Genomic DNA, 23,472 nt, shown 5'->3' with positions numbered 1-23,472 from the left:
GGTCGATCGGGCTTTTTTCGTTTCTGGGAACACGGAAAAATGCGTCGAACACTGCCCATCGGCCTGCTGCTCTCCACCGACGGCACCTACCGCCGGATGGCCCGCCATGCGTTGGCTGGCGCCCGCGATGCCTTGGCCGAGATCAATGCCGACCCGCAGCTGGACTTCCAGCTGGCCGCCACCCACTGCAACCCGCGTGGCGAGCTGAGCCGCTACGGCGAGGCAACCGCCGCGCTGATGCAGCAGGGCGTGCGGCACCTGTTCGGCACCATCACCTCGGCCAGCCGCAAGGAAATCATTCCCGACCTGGAACAGCAGGGCGGGCTGCTCTGGTATGGCTGCCCCTACGAGGGCTTCGAGAGCAGCGAGAGCGTGCTCTACCTCGGCGCCTGCCCGAACCAGACGCTGGTGCCGCTGCTGCGCTACGCGCTGGCCACCTTCGGCGCGCGCGGCTACCTGATCGGCTCGAACTACGTGTGGGGCTGGGAGAGCAACCGGATCGCCCGCGAGGTGCTGGAGCTGGCCGGCGGCCGGGTGCTCGGCGAGAAGTACGTGCACCTGGGCGGCACCGGCTTCGCCGAGGCGATTCCCACGCTCATGGGCCAGGCGCCCTCGTTCGTGCTGAACAACCTGGTGGGCGAGTCCTCCTACGCCTTCCTGCGCGAGCTGGACGCCGCCTGCGCGCAGGCCGGCATCCGCCTGCCGGTGCTCAGCTGCAACCTCACCGAGGCGGAGCTGGGCGAGGTCGGCGAGCGGCCGAACCTGCGCCTGCTGTCCTGCGGTCCGTTCTTCGAGAGCGTGCATGCCGAATTCAGCCGGTGCCAGCAACTGGTGCACGGGCTCGACCGCTGCTCGCACTACTACACCGGCGCCTACGTGGCGGTGCACGCCTTCGCCGAGGCCCTGCAGCACACCGGCAGCGACGCGCCCGAGGTGATCTGCGACTACCTCTACCGGCATCCGCTGCCCGGCGTGCTCGGCGAGCTGCGGGTGTCGTCGCGCAACAACCATTCGAGCCTGCCCTGCCACATCGCCGAGCTGCGCGCCGGCCGCTTCGAGCTGCTGCACAGCGAGGCCGCAGCGCTGCCCGCCGACCCCTACCTCACCGCCACCGACCTCGGCGCCTTCCAGGCGCTGCGTCACGAGGTCCCCCGGCAGCACCTGAGGATCGTCAAATGAAGTCCCTGTCGCGTCCCGATTTCGAGAACGGCCGGCTGCTGCTGGTCGACTGCGACGAGCGCACCCTGGCCAGCCTGCATAAGAGCCTGCGGCGCCTGGGCATCACCGCCGAGGCGGTGGCCGCCGACACGTTGCCGGCGCTCGATGGCTGCTTCGCCGCCATCGTCGAACTGGAGCATTTCGCCAGCCCGGCGACCCTGGCCCGACTCGAGGCCGCCGGCGTGCCGCTGATCGCGCTCACCGCCCACGAGACGCTGTCGCAGATCCAGCGAGCCATCGAGCTCGGCGTCACCGCACTACTGAACAAGCCGATCACCCAGGGCTCGGTGTACACCACGCTGATGATGGCCATCGGGCTGCGCGCTCGGCTGGCCGAGGCGAACCGGCAGCAGGCGGCGCTGGCCCGGCGGGTCGAGGCCGGGCCCTTGCTGGCGCGCACCCTGGCGCGGCTGATGGTGGAGCGGACGCTGACCGAGCAGCAGGCCTACGAGCAACTGCGCGAGCTGTCGATGCGCCTCAACCGCAGCGTCGAGGCGCTCTGTGCCGAATTCGAGGTCGACCGCCTGGGCGCCGATCCGCGGCAGGAGCGGCAGCGATGAACATCCTGCTGGCGCTGCTGCGGCGCCCCTCGGTGGCGCTGTCGCTGCTGTTCGTGCTGACCGTGGTGACCTTCGCCGTGCTGGCTCCCTGGCTCAGCCCCTACGACCCCTCCGAGCAGTACATCGAGGGCCTGTCGCTGGAAGGCGCGCCGCTGCCGCCGGATTCGACCTACTGGCTGGGCACCGACCTGCTCGGCCGCGACCTGTTCTCGCGGCTGGTCTACGGCGCGCGCACCTCGCTCTTCATCGGCCTGGTTGCCAACGGCCTGGCGGTGCTGATCGGCACCCTGGTCGGGCTCACCGCCGGCTTCGTGCGCGGCTGGCTGGGCAGCGTGCTGATGCGCTTTACCGACCTGATGATGGCCTTCCCGGCGCTGCTGCTGGCGATCGCGCTGGCGGCGATCTTCCAGCCGAGCGTGTGGATCGTCGCGCTGGTGATCGCCATGGTGAACTGGGTGCAGATCGCCCGGGTGATCTACTCGGAGACGGTGGCCCTGGCCGCGCGCGACTTCGTCGCGGTGGAGCGCACCCTCGGCGCCAGCGCCCGGCGCATCCTGTTCAGCCACCTGCTGCCGCACCTGCTGCCTACCATTCTGGTCTGGGCCACGCTGGGCATCTCCACAACCGTGCTGCTGGAGGCGACCCTGTCGTTCCTCGGCGTGGGCGTACAGCCGCCGACGCCGAGCTGGGGCAACATCATCTTCGAGAGCCAGACCTACTTCACCGAGGCGCCCTGGCTGGTGTTCTTTCCCGGGGCGGCCATCGTGCTGCTGTCGCTGGCCTTCAACCTGGTGGGCGACGCATTGCGCGACGAGCTCGACCCGACCCTGTCGGGGAGACGCTGATGGCTCCTTTCATCCTGCGCCGCCTCGGCTACTCGCTGCTGATCCTGCTCGGCGTCACCCTGATCACCTACCTGCTGCTGTTCATGCTGCCGGCCGACCCGGCGCGGCAAATCGCCGGGCGCAGCGCGACCCCTGAGGTGGTGGCCAGCATCCGCGCCCAGCTCGGGCTCGACCAGCCGTTCTACGTGCAGTACGGGCGCTACCTGGCCGGCCTGGTACAGGGCGACCTGGGCCGCTCGTACATCCAGCGCAGCGAGGTGGCCGAGCTGATCGGCGCACGGCTGAAGCCTTCGCTGCAGCTGATGGCCGCCGGCATCGGCTTCGAGCTGCTGATCGGCATCGGCCTCGGGGTGATCGCCGCGCTGCGCCGCGGCGGCTTCGCCGACAAGCTGCTGATGGCCTTCTCCTTCGTCGGCGTGTCGGCGCCGCAGTTCATCGCCGCCATGCTCGCGCTCTACTTCTTCGCGGTGAAGCTCGGCTGGTTCCCGCTCGGTGGCTACGGCGGCGTTGAGCACCTGCTGCTGCCGGCGCTGACCCTTGGCGTGCTCGGCAGCGGCTGGTACGCGCGCATGACACGCTCCTCGATGATCGAGGTGCTGCACCAGGACTTCATCCGCACCGCCCGCGCCAAGGGCCTGAGCCGGCTGAGGGTGATCGCCCGCCACGTGCTGCCCAACGCCATCGTCCCGGTGATCCCGATGATCGGCATCGATATCGGCATTTTCATGGGCGGGCTGGTGGTGGTCGAGTCGGTGTTCGGCTGGCCGGGCATCGGCCAGCTCGCCTGGCAGGCCATCCAGCAGGTGGACATCCCGGTGATCGTCGGCGTGACCACCGTGTCGGCACTGGCCATCGTCCTCGGCAACCTGATCGCGGACCTCACCGTTCCACTGGTCGATCCGCGCATCGACGTCAAGAAACACTAACCAGAAAGAGGCAAGGAGCATGAAGCGCAAGGCAATTTCCCTGGCCATCGCGGCCACCCTGTTCGCCGGCCCGCTGCTGGCCGCCGAGCCCAAGGCCGGTGGCGACATCGTGGTGACCTACCAGAACGACGTGGCCACGCTAGACCCGGCGATCGGCTACGACTGGCAGAACTGGTCGATGATCAAGAGCCTGTTCGACGGCCTGATGGACTACAAGCCGGGCACCACCGAGCTGGAGAAGGACCTCGCCGAGGACTACGACATCTCCGAGGACGGCACCGTCTACACCTTCACCCTGAAGAAGGGCGTAAAGTTCCACAACGGCCGCGAGATGAAGGCCGCGGACGTCAAGTACTCGCTCGAGCGCACCGTCAACCCGAAGACCCAGAGCCCGGGCGCCGGCTTCTTCAACTCCATCGCCGGCTTCGACGCCATGGCCGAGGGCAAGGCCGAGACCCTGAGCGGCATTGAGGTGCTCGACGACTACACCGTGAAGATCACCCTGAGCGCGCCCAACGCCACCTTCCTACACGTGATGGCGATCAACTTCGCCTCGGTGGTGCCCAGGGAAGAGGCCGAGAAATGGGGCGCCGATTTCGGCAAGCACCCGGTCGGCACCGGCGCCTTCACCCTGGCCGACTGGCAGCTGGGCCAGAAGCTGGTGTTCAAGAAGAATCCGGACTACTACAAGGCCGGCATCCCGCGTCTGGACGGCATCACCTTCGAGGTCGGCCAGGAGCCCATGGTCGCCCTGCTGCGCCTGGAGAAGGGCGAGGTCGACATCGCCGGCGACGGCGTGCCGCCGGCCAAGTTCCTGCAGTTCCGCAAGGACCCGAAGTACAAGGACCTGCTGGTGGTCGGTGACCAGCTGCACACCGGCTACCTGACGCTGAAGACCACGCTGCCGCCGTTCGACAACCTCAAGGTGCGCCAGGCGGTGAACATGGCCATCAGTAAGGACCGCATCGTGCGCATCATCAACGGCCGCGCCACCCCGGCCAACCAGCCGCTGCCGCCGGCCATGCCCGGCTACGCCGAGGACTACCAGGGCTACGCCTACGATGTCGAGGACGCGAAGAAGCTGCTCGCCGAGGCCGGCTTCGCCGACGGCTTCGACACCGAGCTGTTCGTAATGAACACCGACCCGCAGCCGCGCATCGCCCAGTCGATCCAGCAGGACCTGGCCAAGGTCGGCATCCGCGCGCAGATCAAGTCGCTGGCGCAGGCCAACGTGATCGCCGCCGGCAGCGAGCCGAACCAGGCGCCGATGGTCTGGTCCGGCGGTATGGGGTGGATCGCCGACTTCCCGGATCCGTCGAATTTCTATGGGCCGATTCTCGGTTGCGCCGGGGCGGTCGATGGCGGCTGGAACTGGGCGCTGTACTGCAACAAGGCGCTCGATGCCAAGGCCGCGCAGGCTGATGCCATGGCCGACCCGGCGCAGGAAGCCGAGCGCATCGCGCTGTGGAAGGAGGTGTTCCTCGAGGCGATGGCCGACGCACCCTGGGTACCGATCTTCAACGAGCAGCGCTTCACCGTGCGCTCGGCGCGCATGGCCGGCGACGACGCGCTCTACGTCGACCCGGTGCACGTGCCGGTCAACTACGACTACATCTCGGTGAAATAACCGCCGGGCAGCGGGCGCTCGCCGTCCCGCTGCCGCGGACCTGCTAGGAGGGCCTCGCCCCATGTGTCAGAACTGCTTGGTCAAGACGATTCACAGCGTCCACAGCCACTTCGGCTGGGACAACAGCTTCACCCCGGTGGAGCGGGTGGCGCCCGGCACTACCCTCGAGTTCGAATGCCACGACTCGTCCAACGGCCATTTCACCAAGGACTCCGTCGTCGCCGACGTCACCAGCATGCCGTTCGACCGGATCAACCCGGTCAGCGGCCCGGTGTTCGTCGAAGGCGCCATGCCCGGCGACGTGCTCAAGGTCACCATCGACAGCTTCAAGCCGTCCGGCTTCGGCTGGACCGCCAACATCCCCGGCTTCGGCCTGCTCGCCGACCAGTTCCTCGAACCGGCCCTGGCGCTCTGGCAGTACGACACCGAGAGCCTGGCGCCGGCCGCCTTCGGCGACTTCGCGCGGATACCGCTCAAGCCCTTCGCCGGCACCATCGGCGTCGCCCCGGCCGAACCCGGCCTGCACTCGGTGGTGCCGCCGCGGCGCGTCGGCGGCAACCTGGACATCCGCGACCTGGCCGCCGGCACCACCCTGTACCTGCCGGTGGAGGTCGAAGGTGCGCTGCTCTCCATCGGCGACACCCACGCCGCCCAGGGCGACGGCGAGGTCTGCGGCACGGCCATCGAAAGCCGGATGAACGCCGTGGTCACGCTCGACCTGATCAAGGGCGAGAAGCTCGCCGCGCCGCGCTTCAGCACTCCCGGGCCGGTCACCCGGCACCTCGACGGCACCGGCTACGAAGCCTTCACCGGGATTGGCCCGGACCTGATGCAGGCCGCCCGCGGCGCGGTCAGCAGCGCCATCGACTGGCTCTGCCGCGAGCACAGGATGCCGGCCGAACAGGCCTACATGCTCTGCTCGGTGTGCGGCGACCTGCGCATCAGCGAGATCGTCGACCTGCCCAACTGGGTGGTGTCCTTCTACGTGCCGAAGGTGGTGTTCGCCTGACGGCGACGCCCTTCCTCGCAGGAGCGAGCTTGCTCGTGAAAGGCGCTGGCGTCCCTCGCTCCTGCCAGAACATCTACAGAGAACCGCCGTGAACACCTCGACATCCCCCGACCGCCCCGTGCTCTCCGTCGAACGCCTGACCATCGACTTTGGCCCCAGGCGGGTGGTCGACGAGCTGAGCTTCGCCCTGCAACGCGGCCGCACGCTGTGCATCGCCGGCGAATCGGGCAGCGGCAAGTCGCTCACCTCGCTGGCGATCATGGGCCTGCTGCCGCGCGCCGCCAGCGTGCCCGGCGGGGCGATCATCTTCGAGGGCCGCGACCTGCTCGGCCTGCCCGAGCGGCAGCTGCAGCCGCTGCGCGGCAAGCGCCTGGGGATGATCTTCCAGGAGCCGATGACCTCGCTGAACCCGCTGATGACGGTCGGCCAGCAGCTCGAGGAAACGTTGCGCCGGCACGAGCCGCTGGGGCGCCGCGAGATCGCCCGGCGCGCCCGCGAGATGCTCGACGCGGTGCGCATGCCGCACGCCGAGAAGCGCCTGGCGCAGTACCCGCACGAGCTGTCTGGCGGCATGCGCCAGCGGGTGATGATCGCCATGGCGATGCTCTGCCGACCGGACGTGCTGATCGCCGACGAGCCCACCACCGCGCTGGACGTGACCATCCAGGCGCAGATCCTCGAACTCATGCGCGAGCTGCAGCAGAGCTTCGGCACCGGCCTGCTGCTGATCACCCACGACATGGGCGTGGTCGCCGAGATGGCCGACGAAGTGGTGGTGATGAACCAGGGGCGGATGGAGGAGCGGGCGCCGGTGCGCCAGCTGTTCGCCGCGCCCGCCGCGGCCTATACGCGCAAGTTGCTCGCCGCGGTGCCGGTGCTGGGCAGCGCCGGCGAGCCCGAGGCGCTCGGTGAACGCCCACCGCTGCTGGAGGTGAACGACCTGTGCGTGCGCTTTCCGGTGCGTGGCGGCTGGCTCGAACCGGTGCGCAACGTTCACGCGGTGGAGCACGTCAGCTTCACCCTGCGCCAGGGCGAAACCCTCGGGCTGGTGGGAGAGAGCGGCTGCGGCAAGTCCACCACCGGCAAGGCGCTGATGAACATGCTCGCCTACCAGGGCAGCGTGAAGCTCGACGGCCGCGAGCTCAACGGCCTGCAGGGCGAGGCGCTACAGGCCGTGCGGCGCGACGTGCAGATGATCTTCCAGGACCCCTACGCTGCGCTCAACCCGCGCAAGACGGTGCTGGAACTGGTCGGCGAGCCGCTGCTGATTCACGACCGCCTGCCGCTGGCCGAACGCCGCGAGCGGGTCGCCGCGCTGCTCGAGGACGTCGGCCTGGCCGCCGACGCCATGACCCGTTACCCGCACCAGTTCTCCGGCGGCCAGCGCCAGCGCCTCTGCATCGCCCGCGCGCTGTCGCTCAACCCGAAGCTGATCATCGCCGACGAATCGGTCTCGGCGCTGGACGTCTCGGTGCAGGCGCAGGTGCTGGAACTGCTCGAGCGGCTGCGCGAGACGCATGGTCTGAGCTACCTGTTCATCTCTCACGACCTGGCGGTGGTCGAGCGCATCTGTCACCGGGTGGCGGTGATGTATGGAGGGAAGATCGTCGAGATCGGTCGCCGCGACCAGGTGCTGCACAATCCGCGGCATCCCTACACGCGGCGCCTGCTAGAGGCGGTGCCCATGCCCGACGTCGACCGCCGGCGCGACTTCAAGGCGCTGCTCGAGGCCTTCGAGGCGCCCGATCCGATCAAGCCGCAGGGCTTCCGGGCGCCGCCGCAGCGCTTCGACGCGGTCGGCGAGGATCATCTGGTGGCGGTCTGAGCGCTGCGCCGGCAGGAGTGAGGGGTGCCAGCCCGCGCCTCCGTATCCAATACCAGACGCTGGATAGCTTCCATGAGAGTGGTAACGCTAACGACGAGGGGGTCTCCCTTCACAAAAGCCTGTGTTTTGATCGTATGAACGAGAACGGTTCTCTTCATGCGATTGCCCTGGTAAAGGGGGGCCTGACGAAGCCGGCTCGCGAATCAGCGAAACCGGATCAACCACACTTGGAGTTGCCGCAATTGAGGCAGGTCGCGCAGCCGTCCATCTGCACCACCGCCTGGGTGTTGCACTTGTTGCACAGCTGCGCGCCGGCCGGGAAACCCTCGCCCGGCTCGACCGCCACCGCACCCTGGCTCGCCTCGTAGGCGGCACGCTTCTCGGCCAGGTACTTGAGCTGGGTCTCGTCCAGCGCATGGCCTTCGAGCATGCCGATGGCGATCAGATGGCGCTCCAGCACTGCGCCGATCTCGGCGACGATCGACGGCATGTAGACGCCGCCCTTCTTCAGGTAGCCGCCACGCGGGTCGAATACCGCCTTCAGTTCCTCCACCAGGAAGGTGCAGTCGCCGCCCTTGCGGAACACCGCGGACATGATCCGGGTCAGCGCGACGATCCACTGGAAGTGGTCCATGTGTTGGCGCTGATGGAAAATTGACCCACCCTGCCGATTGAAATTTGACCCAGGGCGGATTGCTGATTTTGTTACCAGCAACTGTGGATAAGTCTACCAGCGCAGCTGCTTTTGAACCCACTCCTTCGCTAGCCCAGTTCAGTTGTTTAAGACCTGCCACACGCAGCCACGTAGCAGGCCGTCGTCGCCATGAAATCAGAACGGCTCATCGTCCTCCGGTTCCTGGCCGCCCTTACGCTTTCGCTCCCGTGATTTGATCTTGGCCTGGGCCGCCAAGCTACTGTGTTGCAGGCGATAGGACTCGTTACCGGTTTCGACGATGTGGCAGTGGTGGGTCAGCCGATCCAGCAGGGCGGTGGTCATCTTGGCGTCGCCGAACACGCTCGACCATTCGGCGAAGCTCAGGTTGGTGGTGATCACCACGCTGGTGTGTTCGTACAGCTTGGACAGCAGGTGAAACAGCAACGCACCGCCTGCCTGGCTGAACGGCAGATAACCCAGTTCGTCGAGGATGACCAGATCCATGCGCAGCAGTGCCTGGGCGATCCGCCCGGCTTTGCCGTCGTGTTTTTCGCGCTCCAGCAGATTGACCAGATCGACCGTGGAGTAGAAGCGCACGCGCTTGCCATGCCGGGTGATGCCGGACACGGCCAGCGCGGTGGCTAGGTGGGTTTTACCGGTGCCTGGCCCACCGATCAGCACCACGTTCTGCGCGGTGTCGGTAAAGGCCAGGCTGGCCAGCTCGCTGATCAGGCGTGCGTCGGCGCTAGCAGGCCGTTGAAAAACTCGGCTTCAACTGCCCCAACCCGTCCGGTTTGGCGCTTTTTCAAGCGCTTTGGCCTAACGGAGTCCACACAAGGCCTGACTTCAGGCCTTTTTGACAGGTTTCAGCACCACGTTCACGCCTTTCGGCGTTTTTTGGGCGTAACTCGCCCTATACATGCGATCCTCGCCACCAACCCGACAGGCTACCCAGTCGGATCAGGTTGTAGACCGAGAAACCCAGCAATAACTGAGCACTCAGCTTGGCGCGACCGATCAGCTTGGTCTTGCGCAGGCCGCCAACCGTCTTCAGCCAGCCAAAACCTTCTTCGATCCGCTTGCGGATCTTCTGGCTGGCGGCATACCCCGGATGCCGCGTGGTGCGCCCATCGATGGCGCTGCCCTTGCGCTTCTGCGCCACATGCGGTGTCACTTTCAGCTCGCGCGCCCTCTGCACGAAACGCTTCTGGTCGTAATTCTTGTCTGCACCTACCGTGCTGCCCGGCTTGGCCGTGCGCTCCAGCATCTCCAGCGCCGCCTCTACCTCGGTACGTCCATTGAACTCGGTGCATTCCACATCCACGATCAGACCGTTGCGGTGCTCCATCATCGTGTGGGCCATGTGCGCCAGACGACTGGCATCGCCATTGCTCTTGCGCGCCAGCCGGGCCTCGGGATCGCTGGTCGATTGGTGGGTCGCGTTGCTGCGCTTCTCGCCCTTGAAGTCGGCATCGGGGTTGCGCGTGCCATCCTCCGGTGGGTCGCCGCCATCCTTCTTGATAAAAGACTTGTGCGAGGCCCAGGCGTCGATCAGCGTGCCATCGACGCTGAAATGCTCGTTGCTGGCGTACTCGGACCATGCGGCCAGCGACTTGATGCGCTGGAAGAACAGCCGCGCTACATCCTGGTTGAACAAGCGGTCACGGTTCTGGCTGAAGGTCGAGTGATCCCACATGCGCTCGTCCATCGACAAGCCGACGAACCAGCGAAACAGCAGGTTGAAATCAATCTGCTCGACCAACTGCCGCTCGGAGCGAATGGTGTAAATCACCTGCAGCAACGAGGCGCGCAGCAGCCGCTCCGGCGCAATCGAGGCCCGTCCCAGGGTGGAATACAGCCCGTCGAAGTCCCGATCCATCGAAGCCAGAACGGTATCGACCAGGCCTCGCAGGGGACGCAGCGGGTGATCGTTCGGGATGCGCTGCTCCAGCGTCGTATAACTGAACAGCTCGTTTTGTTTGAGGTCGAGTCCACGCATCGGCTTGGGCTGGCTTCGGCAGAAGAGGATGGCCGCCATTTTGCCAGAGCCACACGGGCTCTGGCTTTTTTCAACGGCCTGCTAGGGGCTGGCTAGGTGTCAAAAAGCGCTGGGCCCCATTTCTTTTTTGTGCCCTAGATACCCACCCTTAGATATCGCTAAGAGCTATAAACTGCAGGCAGTTAGATAAGGCCAAAGCTTTGCGGGACGGCACTTAGAGGCATTTTTGAACGCTTGCCACCAACCAAGATTCCTGTACCGCATTACCCTCCGAAGGCAGGGGTCGTGGGTTCGAATCCCGCCGGATGCGCCATACAAATCAAGCACTTACCAAAAGTCATTAGCCACAAGCCACCTCTCATGGGTGCATGGTGGGTGCAGTAAGCCTAAAGGAAAGCCCCGTCCTGAATCGCTCAGGCGGGGCTTTTTTATGCCGGCCAGCTCAAATGTCTGTCGTCATTTCCAGCAGGGCAACCGGGTGGCCTGCGTCGCTCCCGGTAAGTTCGATCCCCTGGCGATTGGTCAGGCAAGGTGGGATTTCCTCACTTCCCCCATTGGTGGTTGTGAGATAGCGCCGCGTTAGCCCATGGCTCAGTTCGGAGCCATCGCTGGTCGCGCCAAGGGGCGCACTTGAAATGCGCCCCTTCCCGGTAACGCGATCAACGTTAGTCCACCGTTAGCCAACGTTGCTCCAACGTTAATGCCCGAGGCCGTAACTCAGCGGGGTCGCCATCTCCACAAAATTGCGGCCACGGTCGCGCGATCATCTCCTGAAAAATCAGGGCATGTTCACTACGAATATTTTGTAGTGGCGGCTTCAGCCGGTGGCTGGAGTGAGAGTTTTACGAGACTCTCGTAATACCCCGAATCTGGGGGATTTTGTGCGTCCGAAATTCGGACGCACAAAACACCGACTGACGACGAATTTCGTCCGCAGTCAAAAGGACGTTTTGCGTACTTTTGAAGCCGGGTTTTCAAATGCGGGATATTCCCGTATTTGCGCTTGAACGCAGCGAGCCTTTGCCTGCAATGCAGGAGATCCAAAACCGGCGATTTGCCGGTTTTGAGGTCAGACTATCCGACTTCAAGCCGGCCACCCGCATTTGAACGGCGGTTGGCCCCCATTGGGGGAATACCGGCTGAGGGAGAGGTCACGCATACGGTGGAAAGGTGAGCTTGTACCGGCTGGGCTTGGTGAACGTTTGGACAATCAGACTACGCGTGCTGAAGCGTTGTTTGGATAGGGGCAGAAAATACTCCGACCATTCAGCCTCACAATCCAAAAGCCATTGTGCAACTTTTTGGTGGATAAAGCTGTGGATAGAACGCTAGGGAACAAACACCCAAAGGGCTCCGAGAGAGTGCGCAACTTTTTGCAAGCGGTGCGCAAAAAGTTGCGCAATTTTCAGTGTTCTTCCCATGAGAATCGCCAGCGAATTTTTGGCTTCCCCCAATAACGCCTTGATGGAAAAGAGTTTCAAGACTAGTGGCACGGTTCTTGTTTAGCTCCGATGCCCCCGGCATATCGCCTGGGCACTTTCAACGACAAGGAACGTATCCATGGCAACCCCCGCCTACATGTCCATCACCGGCACCAAGCAGGGCCTGATCACCGCCGGCGCCTTCACCGAGGATTCGGTCGGCAACACCTACCAGGAAGGCCACGAGGACCAGGTGATGGTCCAGGGCTTCAACCACGAAGTGATCATCCCGCGCGACCCGCAGTCCGGCCAGCCGACCGGCCAGCGCGTGCACAAGCCGGTGGTCATCACCAAGGTCTTCGACAAGGCCTCGCCGCTGCTGCTGGCCGCCCTGACCTCCGGCGAGCGCCTGACCAAGGTCGAGATCCAGTGGTACCGCACCTCCGCCGCCGGCACCCAGGAGCACTACTACACCACCGTCCTGGAAGACGCGATCATCGTCGACATCAAGGACTACATGCACAACTGCCAGGACCCGGGCAACGCCCACTTCACCCACCTGGAAGACGTGCACTTCACCTACCGCAAGATCACCTGGACCCACGAAGTCTCCGGCACCTCCGGCTCCGACGACTGGCGCTCGCCGGTGGCAGGGTGAGTTGACAGGCACACCGGTCGTACACCTGTACGGCCGGTTCTCCGTCGAGCCGAAAATGTCCGCTACTTCGCGAAATAGACACAGAGCCAAGACTTTCGGCAGCGGCTGAGCAAGAGTAACGTGGGGCTCGCTTCTCCAACGGAGGGGGGGAGGAACCGCCCGCCAGGAACAAGGAACGATCCATGCGTCAAAGGGACCTGAAATTCACCTTCGTCGTCGGCGAAGGGAAACTCGCGTTCGATGTCGTCGAGTTCGAACTGGAAGAAGCGCTCTGCGAGCCTTTCCGCCTGAACCTGAAGCTGGCCAGCGACAAGAACGCCATCGATTTCAGGCAGGTACTCGACCAGCCGGGCACCTTCACCCTCTGGCAGGACGGCCGTCCGGCCCGCTACGTCCATGGCATCGTCAGCCACTTCACCCAGGGCAGCTCGGGTTTTCGCCGGACCCGCTACGAACTGCTGCTGGAACCGCAGTTGGCGCGCCTGGAGCTGTGCTGCAACTGGCGAATCTTCCAGGAGAAGAGTGTTCCGGAGATTCTCCAGGCGCTGCTCAAGGAGCACCGGGTGCTCGACTACGAACAGCGTATCTACCACGAGCACCTGCCACGCGAATACTGCGTGCAGGCCGGCGACAGCGATCACTACCTGCACGACCGGCTGGCCTTCGAGGAAGGCCTGGTCTACTACTTCCGCTTCGACGAACACCGCCACACCCTGGTCTGCAGCGACCGGCTCTACGTCCAGGAGCGTATCGCCGGCGGCCCGGTGCTGTTCAGCGCCCAGCCGGAGGGCGACAACCCGCAGCCGGTGCTTCATTCTTTCCGCTACAGCGAAAATGTTCGTACGGCTCGACAGACCCAGCGGGACTACAGCTTCAAGCGCCCGACCTACGACCAGGAGCATCATCTCGCTGGCGAGGCGCTCGAGCATCAGGGCTCGTCCTACGAGCGCTACGACTACCCCGGTCGCTACAAGCGGAGCGGCGCCGGCCGGCCTTTCACCGAAAGCCGCCTCAGAGGGCACCGGCGCGATGCGCGGGTGGCATCGGTCAGCGGCGACGACCCGCGGCTGATCCCGGGCCACGCCTTTGCCCTGGAAGGTCATCCGCGTGCCGACTTCAACGCCTGGTGGCGGCCGGTGCGGGTGGTCCATCGCGGCACCCAGTATGCCGGCCAGGAGGAAGAATCCGCCGACGCCCCTCTGGGGGTGAGCTACGACCTGCGCGCCGAACTGGTACCCGAGGACGTCGAATGGCGTCCCGCACCGCTGCCTCGGCCACGTATCGATGGTCCGCAGATCGCGACGGTAGTCGGCCCGGCAGGGGAAGAGATCCATTGCGACGAGTGGGGACGGGTGAAAGTCCAGTTCCCCTGGGATCGCGAGGGACGTCACGATGAGTTCAGTACCTGCTGGATACGGGTCGCGCAGAACTGGGCGGGTGCCGACTGGGGACACATGGCGATCCCGCGGATTGGCCAGGAGGTGATCGTCGATTACCTGGACGGCGACTGCGACCAGCCGATCGTCACCGGGCGCACCTACCGGGCGACCAACCGACCGCCCTACGCGCTGCCCGACCACAAAATCCTCAGCACCATCAAGAGCAAGGAGTACAAGGGCAGTCGGGCCAACGAGCTGCGCATCGACGACACCACGGCGCAGATCAGTGCGGCGCTGATGAGCGACCACGGTGCCAGCGCGCTGCACCTGGGCTACCTGACCCATCCTCGGCCCGAAGGCGGCAAGCCGCGCGGCGAGGGCTTCGAACTGCGCACCGACGAACATGGCGCGGTGCGTGCGGCCAAGGGGCTGCTGCTGAGCACCGAGGAGCAGCTCAGGGCCGGCGCCGGCCATCTCGACCGAGGCGTCGTGGTGCAGGTGCTGGAGGCCGCGCTGGAGCTGGCCCGCGAGCTGGGCGACTACGCCGGGGAGCACCAGGGCGTGGGGCACGACGCGGCGCCGCAGCAAACCCTCCAGGAAGCCGTGCGCGACCTCGGCCACGGCGCCAACGACGAGTCCGGCAAGAGCAACGGAGGCAAGCCGGCGATCGCCTTGAGCGGTCCGGCAGGGATCGCCGCGGCGACGCCGGCGAGCCTGACCCTGGCCGCCGGCGAGCACGTCGACAGCGTGGCCCGGCAGAACCAGCAGGTGACCGCCGGGCAGAAGGTGGTGATCAACGCCGGCAGCGACATCGGCCTGTTCGCCCAGGGCGGCGAGCTGCGCCAGATCACCCACCAGGGCCCGATGCTGCTGCAGGCGCAGAAGAACGACATCCGCCTGGAAGCCGAGCAGAGCGTGGAGGTCAGCGCCAGCCAGCAGCACGTGCTGGTCACCGCGAAGGAGCACATCACCCTGATGTGCGGCGGCGCCTACCTGACCCTCAAGGGCGGCAACATCGAGCTGGGCATGCCCGGCAACTTCGTGGTCAAGGCGGCGAAGCACAGTCATGTCGGCGCGGCCAGCCTGGAAGCCGAGCTGCCGCAGTTCGAGGTGGGCGAGACGCAGCGGCGGTTCGTCCTCAAGCAACTGGACGGGCAGACGGCCATGCCCAACGTGCCCTATACCATCACCATGGCCAACGGCGAGGTCATCGAGGGCGTCACCGACGCCGAAGGCGCTACCCAGCTGCTGCAGAAGGATGCGATGAACATCGCCAAGGTCGATATGAAACACACGAAATCGCCCGCCTCCGCAGTTGCCGGGATAGCAGCGGCGGTTGGCGCGGCGGTTGCAGTCGGCAAGCTCCTGAGTGGCCCCGACGCCGAGGCCGGACGTGCTCTCAGCGAAGGGGAAATCAGCCTGGCGAAAGGCGTATTCGGCGATTCCATCGACTATTCCACGGTCCGCCTGCGCGACGAGGACTATGTCCCCTGGCAGGGCAAGGACTACGTGATGGCGCCGAACGGCCACATCTACTTCGGCGAGGAGTTGCGCGGCGTGGCGGACTGGAGCCTGGAGAGCCTGCAGCGCCAGGGTCTGTTCATTCACGAAATGACCCATGTCTGGCAGCACCAGCATGGCGTCAACGTCCTTCTGGTGGGGGCCTACCAGCAAGCCAGGCAGTTTCTCCTAGGCGACCAGTACGCCTACCGGTTGGAGCCGGGAAAGACGTTGAAGGACTACAACATCGAACAGCAGGGAGACATCGTTCGAGATTATTTCCTCGAGAAGAACGAGTTCGGGGAAGCCTCTGCGAACAGCAGGTTCGCTGGCGTACTGAAAAACTTCCCAACGGGATACTGACCAATGAAATGCAAGACCTTGCTCATTGCCTGCCTGTTCGGCCTGGGAAGCGCCCAGGCCCTGGCCGTTTCCAAACTGCCACCGCAGATCCCGGTCCACGCCGGCTCCGGGCGCGTGACACTGGATCTACGCCCCTTGCTGGCGGAAACCAACGACGTCGAGATCACCCGTGTTTCGGTATGTCGGCGGGTCGGCAGCCATTGCCAGGAAACGCTGTGGCGGATCGAGCTCCCGCCCGGGTGGCGTGCCGGGGAGATCGAGGTCTTCGGCGACTATCCCGGCTCCAGCGTGCTCCTGCGCCGGCCGGAGCGCTTGCAGCCAGATGGGAGCTACAACGCATTCATTCATTTCAACGAGCGTAGCCGTCGGCACCAGCAAACGGTTTCCAGCATTGCCGTCGAATTCTGCCTGGCCGGCGAACCTGGCAACTGGATGCTGCTCGACGAAGCGACCTGCCTGGCACGACGCAACGCCGAGGAGCGGCAAGGAGAGAAGCCATGAACGATAGGGTTCGGTCGAGGACGATCGTCTCTGCCCAGTCCATCACCTTGCCCAAGGGCGGCGACGTGCACCTGGTGCCGCCTCCGCCCAAGCCTTGCGTGACCATCGTGGTGCATGGCGTCAACGATCTCGCGGGTTGCTACGAACGGATCGAGCGAGGGCTCTGCCAGGGGCTCAACGAACGCCTGGACATGCCGCCGACCTTGCCCGGCGGGCAGGCCAATCCCGGCTACCTGACGCCGGCGGGCTACAGCCTGCCGGCGGACGACGAAGGCAAGGCAGAGAACCCCGACGTCGTCTACTACCGGCGCAAGTTCGCCAGTGGCGCCGGCGGGGCCGCCGTACGCAGCGTAGTCGTACCTTTCTACTGGGGCTTCCGCGAGGAAGAGCAATACATCAACAAGACCGCGGCCCACGGCGAATGGCTGGACCGCAACGGCAACCGGCTGGACAAGTCCGGCACCAAGGAAGGCGGGCAGTTCGTCAATGCCACCACCAACCTGCCGGACATGTGGGGCCAGGGTTTCAACGGCAAGCTGTTCGGTTTCATCTCGCTGGACTGGTTCGGCGGCACCATGACCCATCCGCTGTTTTCGGCGGCAGGGCGCAAGTACATGGTCCTTGCGGCCATGCGCCTGGCCATGTTGATCAAGATCATCCGCAAGCGTTACCCGGACGACACCATCAATGTCGTCGGGCACAGCCAGGGCACCCTGTTGACCCTGCTGGCACATGCCTTCCTCAAGGATGACGGCGTGGCGCCGGCGGACGGGGTGATCATGCTCAACTCACCCTACGGCCTGTTCGAACCCCTCAACGAGAAGCTCCAGGGCTGGAGCAGCCAGCAGACCAGAGAGGCGCGGCTGGCCACGCTCAAAGGTATCCTCGAGTTCATCTGCGGCCGACGCCATCCGGTCCCCGCGCTGAGCAGCGTCGCGTTGCGCAACTGCCAAGGCTACGGCGCGATAGGCGGCCCCGGCTGGGTGGGTGGCCAGGGCTGCCAGACGACCATCGACGGGGAACGGCTCAGCTTCGATGAGCGCGACAATCGCGGCAGTGTCTACCTGTATTTCACGCCCCAGGACCAGACGGTGGGACTTGCCAACGTCCAGGGTATCGGCTGGCGCGGCATTGCTGAGCAGGTCAAGGGGCTCCCGGGAAGGACCGGGCTGCCGCAGGGTTTTCACCAGCGCATCTTCACCGTACGCAAGCGCAATGGCGAGAAGGAAAAGATCGGCGGGCACGCCCCTCCCCATGTCTATCCTCTTCTGCTGGCCGGCGAGAAGACCTGGGAAGACACCGGGCTGGGCGGCAAGGACAGATTCGGCCGGGCGAACTTCGACCAGGGCGACAGCGTGCTGCTGACCGCGCCGCGTCTGCCGTTGCCGACGGAAGCGCGATTCGATTTCGACGGAGCCGTCACGGCGCCGGGAGAGAACTCCGCCAGCGGCGTCTATCAGGTGCGCGATACCCTCGATCCGATCGACGCCGCCATCGGCGTAAGCAACGGCGGCTGGAAGGAAAAGGACAGCGGGCACGCCGTCGCGCAACAGGTGGACGCCGCGCTGGCGTACCGCTACGGGCGCGACGCGCGCAGCGTGGAGAGGGCGTTGAACGAAGGCAAGGAATTGGCCCAGCAGACCCATGTGTTTTCCGCTCGTGAACTGGGCACCGGCATGGTTCTGGTCACCCGCGCGGAAACTCCCTACGAGGCCCGGCTGCGCCTGCAGACGGCGGAGGGCCATCTGGAGCCCTTGTCGTTCCACTCGGCCATACCCAACAACCCGGAGCATAACCGGCGGGTACTGGCCTATGACCTGGCCATCGGGGCCGGGGACAGCGTGGATGATGTGGTTTTCTATCAGTATCTGTGTCGGGTGGCGGATTGGCGGTTGGATTGGAATGCAACTCGCGCAAAAGGAAGAGCGCAAGTTGAGTCAGATACCGAACTAGACCTGCCTGATGAAGATGTTCGCGCCTTATATCGCGCGGAAGAAGCTGGAAACCGTAAACTGATCGATTCCACAGAGATTTATCGCAGAAGTGGGGCCATTCCCTCGATTGTTGGAAATACCTTACCTAGCTTAGTGGCGACGCAAACGATAAATGATCGCTATTACGATCGCCCTGTTTGCTTTGGAGGGCCGATCTAATGCGTTTGACGTTTCCTGTCTTGTCTCTCGTTGGGATTCTGTTGAGCTGCTCTGTCGGGCAAGCAGCCGAGCCGCAATTGTCCTCGATGCGCTGCTTCGCCAGTCCGGCGGCGCCCGTTACCGCCTACGCCCCGGCCAAGGAGGCCGCCATGTCCGCTGATGCTTATCACGCTCCGAAAACGTCGCCGCGCCTGGAAACCCTGGATGTACTCAGCGTAGGCATGAGTCTGGATGTGTTTCGCCAGGGGCAGGTGTGGAAGGCCTTGCAGGAGCAAAATGCCATGCAGGCCGAGGCCTTACATGTCGGCAGCATCCTGCCGATGGACCCGAGGAAGTATCCGGTTACAGCCGATGACAAGGATATTGCTTCTGAAAAGCGAGAGGCTGATGCTCTGGAGCTAGGACTGAAGAACTTTCTGGAGAAATGGCCTATTCCTACCGTAACGGTGGTACGTGGTTGGAACCCGAATACACCGAATTTGCGCTTCACTCCTGAAGAGACTCAGGGAAGCCTATCAGCAATGGTTAATGACATGCGCATTCCAGCAGGACTGCACTGGCATCGTATTGTCAATCTGCAGGATGGCATTATCTGCAACGATACGCCTGAAGGAGTATTGGAGGCGTTGTTCAGATTGTTCGAACGCAATCCTGACTTGCCGGCAGTACTGATATATGCCAATGAAGGCTTCAACATGGCCCTGTCCCTGATGGCAAAAGGAGAGAAGCCCATCGGTGTGGGAACTGGCCCAAGACAGCCGGGCGAGTTGACTGACACCATGGTCGCCCTGATCGTCGGCCGCCCCGAGCGGGTCGACTGGCTACGCCAGTTCGCCCCCTACACCAAGGTCAACGAAAACCGGATCGACCCCGAGTTCCGTGGCTGGGGCTGGCGCAAGCCGCCGGTGGAGTTCCGCCCCACGCCGTTCATTCCCCAGCCCTGGACCGAGCGGGCTCTGGAGCAGTGGGATGCGTTGCCGGTGCTGGCCAGGCTGCATCGGCCGGTGAGTGTGCCGCTGACCCGCCCGGATACCGGCGAACGGCTCAAGCGCGAAGCTCTCACCGCACAACTGGCCGCTGCCTGGAAGACGGCCAGTGCCGGGCTCAGGCCGGCGCCCGCCCGGCTGTTCTACGACGGCGGTTTGAACGCCACGCCGCTGGCCGAACTCACCCCGGCGCTGGGCGCCGCGCAGAGTTCGCTGGACTTGCTGGACTCGCGGGAAAGCTACGACCTGACCCAGCGCCTGGGCGACACCGGCGCGGCCTCGCCCTTCGTTGGCATCGCCCTGGCGACCATGGCCAGCTACCTCAACGGCGACAGCAGCATGGTGATGCCGTTGCGGCGCAAGGACCAGGCGACCCTGATCGGCATCAGCTCGCCGACGCCTGGGAAGAAGCCCGCTCACGACCCGTTCGGCGTCGACCTGCTGCCGCAGACCGCCAGCGGCGACGGTCCGCCGCCATCGGCCGACCCGGTGGCGCCCGCCAGTCGGCTCACGACCCGGTTGCCGCCCGGCGAAGACTATGCCCTGGAAGAGTTCCTGAGCAGCCTCAAACCCAGCACCGACTGGCAGGACGATTTGTAGGTCGATGGTGTCCCGCGCCAGATGGAGTTTTCGTCAGATGACAAGGACCGGTGACCTACAAGCAGGCCCAGGTGCGGTATGGCATCCAGGGCCGGTCGACGGTTCTGGTATGGTTGCGCAAGCATGGTCGGCAGGATTGGAGCCAAAGGGCGTCGATTCGGGCCGAGAGGAGTTGCGCGATGTCTGACCCCAAAACGCTCACTCCAGAGCAGCGGATCAAAGAGCTTGAGCAGCAGCTTGAGTTGATGAGCCAGAAGGCTCAGTTCTTCGAGACCGTCGTCGATGTCCTGAAAAATGATTACGGTGTATCGGTCGTAAAAAAGCGATCCGGCAAGTCCTCTCGCAAGGTCAAGTCGCAGGACTGAGCATTGCCAGGGCTTGTCAGTTTCTTGGCATGAGCCGACAGGCTTACTACAAGCGCAATCGAGTTGCTGATAGCAAAGCACGCCAGGCAGATCGGGTTGTCGAATTTGTTCAACAAATCCGGATACGTCAGCCACGACTAGGCACACGAAAGCTGCACTATCTGCTGCATTGCCAGCCTGATAGGCGGCTCCAAATTGGCCGAGACCGACTATTTCAGGTCCTGGGAAAGCGCCGTTTGCTGGTGTTGCCCAAGCGGGCGTATCACAAGACAACACAAAGCTTTCACCGCTTCTACCGCCATCCGAACCTACCCAAGTCAGGCCCGAACCAGGTTGTCCCGTCAGGACCGGAGCACGTTTGGGCGGCGGACATTACTTACCTGCCAGCCAGTAGCGGCCCGCTGTACCTAAGCCTGGTAACGGATGCGTATTCCAGAAAAATTGTTGGCCACCATGTGCATGAAAGCCTGCATGCCAAGTCAGTTGCACAAGCCTTTAGGCAGGCCTTACGCAAACGGCAGCGTCGCCAGTCACTGGTCCACCACTCGGATCGCGGTATTCAATATTTCTCGGCGCTGTATCAGTCACTGCATGCACGGCATGGCGTCCAGTGCTCGATGACTGACGGATATGACTGCTACCAGAACGCGCTAGCTGAGCGCATCTACGGGATCCTCAAAACAGAGCTGCTGCTGAGTAGCCCTGAAAATCTGGAGCAGGCAAGGAAGATGGTTGCTGAAGCCGTGCAGATCTACAACACAGAGCGGCCTCACATGGCCCTGAAAAACAAAACGCCCGATGCGGTGCATCGGGCGTTTTGAGGCCTATCGGCCTACCTGAGCAGGTGTAAACCTATTTCAGGACTAGACAAGACCTGCCTCACCGCCACCCGCTCCGCCGAGCAGCGCCTGTCCCTCGCCGCAGAGACCAGAGCAACCGATCCTGTCCGGCCGGGAATGGCACCCAAGGCCGGGGCCAGATGGAGGGTCGATCGGCGGATAGTTCCTCGGGGCTGGCCGTTTCACGTCTATAGTTCTGCATGCTCGGATGCCGTTCCTACCAGGACTCCCACAGGAGCAACAGGATGCGCTCATGGCATGGCGTAGTCACGAAAATCGCCAAGCAAGGCAAGGGCGCCGTGGTCAAGAATCGACTCGGCCCGGAAGAGCTTCTGGTGCCCTTCACAGTGAGTACGCTCGTCGAGGTCGACCTGGACGCAAGGATCTACGGAACGGATGTGGACGACACGCCCTGGGCGGAGGGCGACGAACGAAAGGAGGTGCTGGTCGGTACCGAAGTAGAACTGCTGACCGATACGGATACCTTTCCTACCCATGCGTCCCAGGTGCTCAGCGCCAATTTCCGTTTCGCCCTCGACATCGTCAAGGGAGGGCTCAGCGGCCCGGTCAGGAAAGGGGCGGTCCTGGTCATCTACCACGACTTCCAGCAGGAGATCCGGAGAGGCGACTCCGGCAGCGCCTTCGCGGAGGCGGTCGTCGCCTATGCGCGGAACAAGCTCTACAAGCCGGCCTTCGCGATCAAGGCAGATACCAACTACGCCCAGTTGGTTCGGGATCTAGGCAAGGTTGCCGCGGAGAGCGGCGAACAGTACTTCATCGATACGATCCTCATCGCCACCCACGGCACGGCTGGCCAACTCTGGCTGGGCAACCCCCACGGCGAGAGCACCGCGGACGTCATGGCCCGGCGTGTCCAGGGCAAGCAGTTCGTCGAGCCCCAGGCCTTTGGTGCGACCCTTCTCGAACTGTTCGGCAAGGAACTGGCCATCGCCCTCTACGGGTGCGACTTCGCCGGGGACGAGGACGGAGAAGCGGCGGCCCTCGAGCTGCGCATCGCCGCCAACGCGAGAGCGGTCTACGCCGGCAAGGGCACGGTGTATCTCAATGCCAGCAAAGAGGGTCGTTCCACGGTGACCTGCAGCATGGCGATGGTGGTCTACCGGACCGACAAGATCGAGGTACTGGGTGGAAACCAGGTACCGGTATTCGATATCTGAGGCCCCGCCCCGCACTGTCATTGCCGATTGACCAGGATCTTCGGCCCCAGACGCTCCGCCTCGCCCCTGGCCTTTTCCCTGGGGAGAGCCTTAAGATCGGGAGTCCGCACTGGGGCGGACCTTCTCTTCCTGCGGGTGGTTTCTCCGGATGCTTCCAGACAGCATGGTGGGTAGCAGCGCGCGGCGCCTTCGTTTGCGGCGGACGCGCGGGCGTGTCGGGCTCGGCCTGGTGGCCGGGCTGTCGGTACTGGCAGGCATGACCGACGCCATCGGTTTCCTCGCCACCGGCGACTTCGTTTCCTTCATGAGCGGCAACACCACGCGCCTGGCGGTATCGCTGGGCGAGGGCGACTTCGGCGGGCTGGTGCGGCTGAGCGTCGCCCTGGCCAGTTTCGTCGTCGGCAACGCGCTGGGAGTGATACTGGCGCGCTTCAGCGGGCGCCGGGCGGCGCCGATCCTGGTCTGCTGCGCGATGCTGCTGGCGTTGTCGGCGGTCTGGCCATTCGACTGGAACGTGCCGGCGCTGGTCGCCGCGATCCTCGCCATGGGCATGCTCAACGCCGTGGTCGAGCAGGTCAACGGCCTGCCCATCGGCCTGACCTACGTCACCGGCGCCCTCTCCCGCTTCGGCCGCGGCCTCGGCCGCTGGCTGCTAGGCGAGCGGCGCAACGGCTGGCGGGTGCAACTGGTGCCCTGGAGCGGCATGTGCGTCGGCGCGGTGCTCGGCGCCCTACTGGAACAGCAACTGGGCCTCGCGGCGATGGCGGCGAGCGCAGCGCTGGCGGCTCTTCTCGCGTTGCTGGCACTGGTGATTCCGCGGCCATGGCAGATGGACTATATGGTGCGTTGAGCGGCCGGGAGCTGT

Annotated in this window: 15 protein-coding genes and 3 pseudogenes; 15 read left to right on the top strand and 3 right to left on the bottom strand. The window is 64.5% G+C overall.

Annotated elements, in window-relative coordinates; translation table 11 throughout:
- Window positions 1-39: 39 nt before the first annotated feature.
- From LE197_RS30230 to LE197_RS30200, 7 genes are all read left to right on the top strand, one after another.
- Window positions 40-1,179, top strand: coding sequence for a transporter substrate-binding protein (locus tag LE197_RS30230; RefSeq protein WP_003160979.1), 1,140 nt, complete (start codon window positions 40-42; stop codon window positions 1,177-1,179).
- A complete protein-coding gene (locus LE197_RS30225; RefSeq protein WP_003160980.1) occupies window positions 1,176-1,778 on the top strand; it encodes an ANTAR domain-containing response regulator in 603 nt (200 codons plus the stop codon). The genes LE197_RS30230 and LE197_RS30225 overlap by 4 nt, the downstream gene beginning before the upstream one ends.
- Window positions 1,775-2,623, top strand: a complete 849-nt coding sequence (locus LE197_RS30220) for an ABC transporter permease (RefSeq protein ID WP_003160981.1) — start codon at window positions 1,775-1,777, stop codon at window positions 2,621-2,623. The genes LE197_RS30225 and LE197_RS30220 overlap by 4 nt, the downstream gene beginning before the upstream one ends.
- Window positions 2,623-3,549, top strand: a complete 927-nt coding sequence (locus tag LE197_RS30215) for an ABC transporter permease (RefSeq protein ID WP_003160982.1) — start codon at window positions 2,623-2,625, stop codon at window positions 3,547-3,549. The genes LE197_RS30220 and LE197_RS30215 overlap by 1 nt, the downstream gene beginning before the upstream one ends.
- 19 nt (window positions 3,550-3,568) lie before the next feature.
- The gene (locus LE197_RS30210; RefSeq protein WP_003160983.1) at window positions 3,569-5,176 is read left to right on the top strand and encodes an ABC transporter substrate-binding protein; all 1,608 of its coding nucleotides are present in this window, start codon (window positions 3,569-3,571) and stop codon (window positions 5,174-5,176) included.
- A 61-nt stretch (window positions 5,177-5,237) separates the two neighbouring features.
- Entirely contained in the window at window positions 5,238-6,185 is a 948-nt protein-coding gene (locus tag LE197_RS30205; RefSeq protein WP_003160984.1) for an acetamidase/formamidase family protein, read from the top strand.
- Window positions 6,186-6,273: 88 nt separating this feature from the next.
- Window positions 6,274-8,010 carry an ABC transporter ATP-binding protein gene (locus LE197_RS30200; protein WP_003160985.1) on the top strand — a complete coding sequence of 579 codons (1,737 nt, stop codon included), beginning with the start codon at window positions 6,274-6,276 and terminating at the stop codon, window positions 8,008-8,010.
- A gap of 217 nt (window positions 8,011-8,227) precedes the next feature.
- On the opposite strand, the pseudogene LE197_RS30195 reads toward LE197_RS30200, so the two are convergent.
- From LE197_RS30195 to LE197_RS30185, 3 genes and pseudogenes are all read right to left on the bottom strand, one after another.
- A pseudogene (locus LE197_RS30195) lies at window positions 8,228-8,647 on the bottom strand (NrdJb); the annotation flags it as partial.
- Between the two features lie 192 nt (window positions 8,648-8,839).
- Window positions 8,840-9,415 (bottom strand): annotated as a pseudogene (gene istB, locus LE197_RS30190) (IS21-like element ISPst3 family helper ATPase IstB); the annotation flags it as partial.
- 163 nt (window positions 9,416-9,578) lie between these two features.
- The gene (locus tag LE197_RS30185) at window positions 9,579-10,664 is read right to left on the bottom strand and encodes an IS5-like element ISPst12 family transposase (protein WP_031633778.1); all 1,086 of its coding nucleotides are present in this window, start codon (window positions 10,662-10,664) and stop codon (window positions 9,579-9,581) included.
- 1,560 nt (window positions 10,665-12,224) lie between these two features.
- On the opposite strand from LE197_RS30185, the gene LE197_RS30180 reads away from it, so the two are divergent.
- From LE197_RS30180 to LE197_RS30145, 8 genes and pseudogenes are all read left to right on the top strand, one after another.
- Window positions 12,225-12,743 (top strand): Hcp family type VI secretion system effector, encoded by a 519-nt coding sequence (locus LE197_RS30180; RefSeq protein ID WP_003083317.1) that lies wholly within the window; start codon window positions 12,225-12,227, stop codon window positions 12,741-12,743.
- Window positions 12,744-12,925: 182 nt separating this feature from the next.
- Window positions 12,926-15,985, top strand: a complete 3,060-nt coding sequence (locus LE197_RS30175; protein WP_023083885.1) for a type VI secretion system Vgr family protein — start codon at window positions 12,926-12,928, stop codon at window positions 15,983-15,985.
- Window positions 15,986-15,988: 3 nt separating this feature from the next.
- Entirely contained in the window at window positions 15,989-16,486 is a 498-nt protein-coding gene (locus tag LE197_RS30170; RefSeq protein ID WP_003118123.1) for a hypothetical protein, read from the top strand.
- Window positions 16,483-18,639 (top strand): DUF3274 domain-containing protein, encoded by a 2,157-nt coding sequence (locus LE197_RS30165; protein WP_003118122.1) that lies wholly within the window; start codon window positions 16,483-16,485, stop codon window positions 18,637-18,639. Before LE197_RS30170 ends, LE197_RS30165 begins: the two co-directional genes overlap by 4 nt.
- Window positions 18,639-20,225, top strand: coding sequence for a DUF2875 family protein (locus LE197_RS30160; protein ID WP_010792406.1), 1,587 nt, complete (start codon window positions 18,639-18,641; stop codon window positions 20,223-20,225). The genes LE197_RS30165 and LE197_RS30160 overlap by 1 nt, the downstream gene beginning before the upstream one ends.
- Before the next feature lie 41 nt (window positions 20,226-20,266).
- A pseudogene (locus tag LE197_RS30155) lies at window positions 20,267-21,411 on the top strand (IS3 family transposase); the annotation flags it as partial.
- A gap of 263 nt (window positions 21,412-21,674) precedes the next feature.
- The gene (locus LE197_RS30150; RefSeq protein ID WP_226033788.1) at window positions 21,675-22,607 is read left to right on the top strand and encodes a DUF4347 domain-containing protein; all 933 of its coding nucleotides are present in this window, start codon (window positions 21,675-21,677) and stop codon (window positions 22,605-22,607) included.
- Between the two features lie 163 nt (window positions 22,608-22,770).
- Window positions 22,771-23,457, top strand: a complete 687-nt coding sequence (locus LE197_RS30145) for a YoaK family protein (RefSeq protein WP_003106170.1) — start codon at window positions 22,771-22,773, stop codon at window positions 23,455-23,457.
- Window positions 23,458-23,472: the final 15 nt, after the last annotated feature.

It is taken from the genome of Pseudomonas sp. PS1(2021) (assembly GCF_020405165.1).
GTDB lineage: Bacteria > Pseudomonadota > Gammaproteobacteria > Pseudomonadales > Pseudomonadaceae > Pseudomonas > Pseudomonas aeruginosa.
This window is presented reverse-complemented; position numbering and strand designations above follow the sequence as displayed.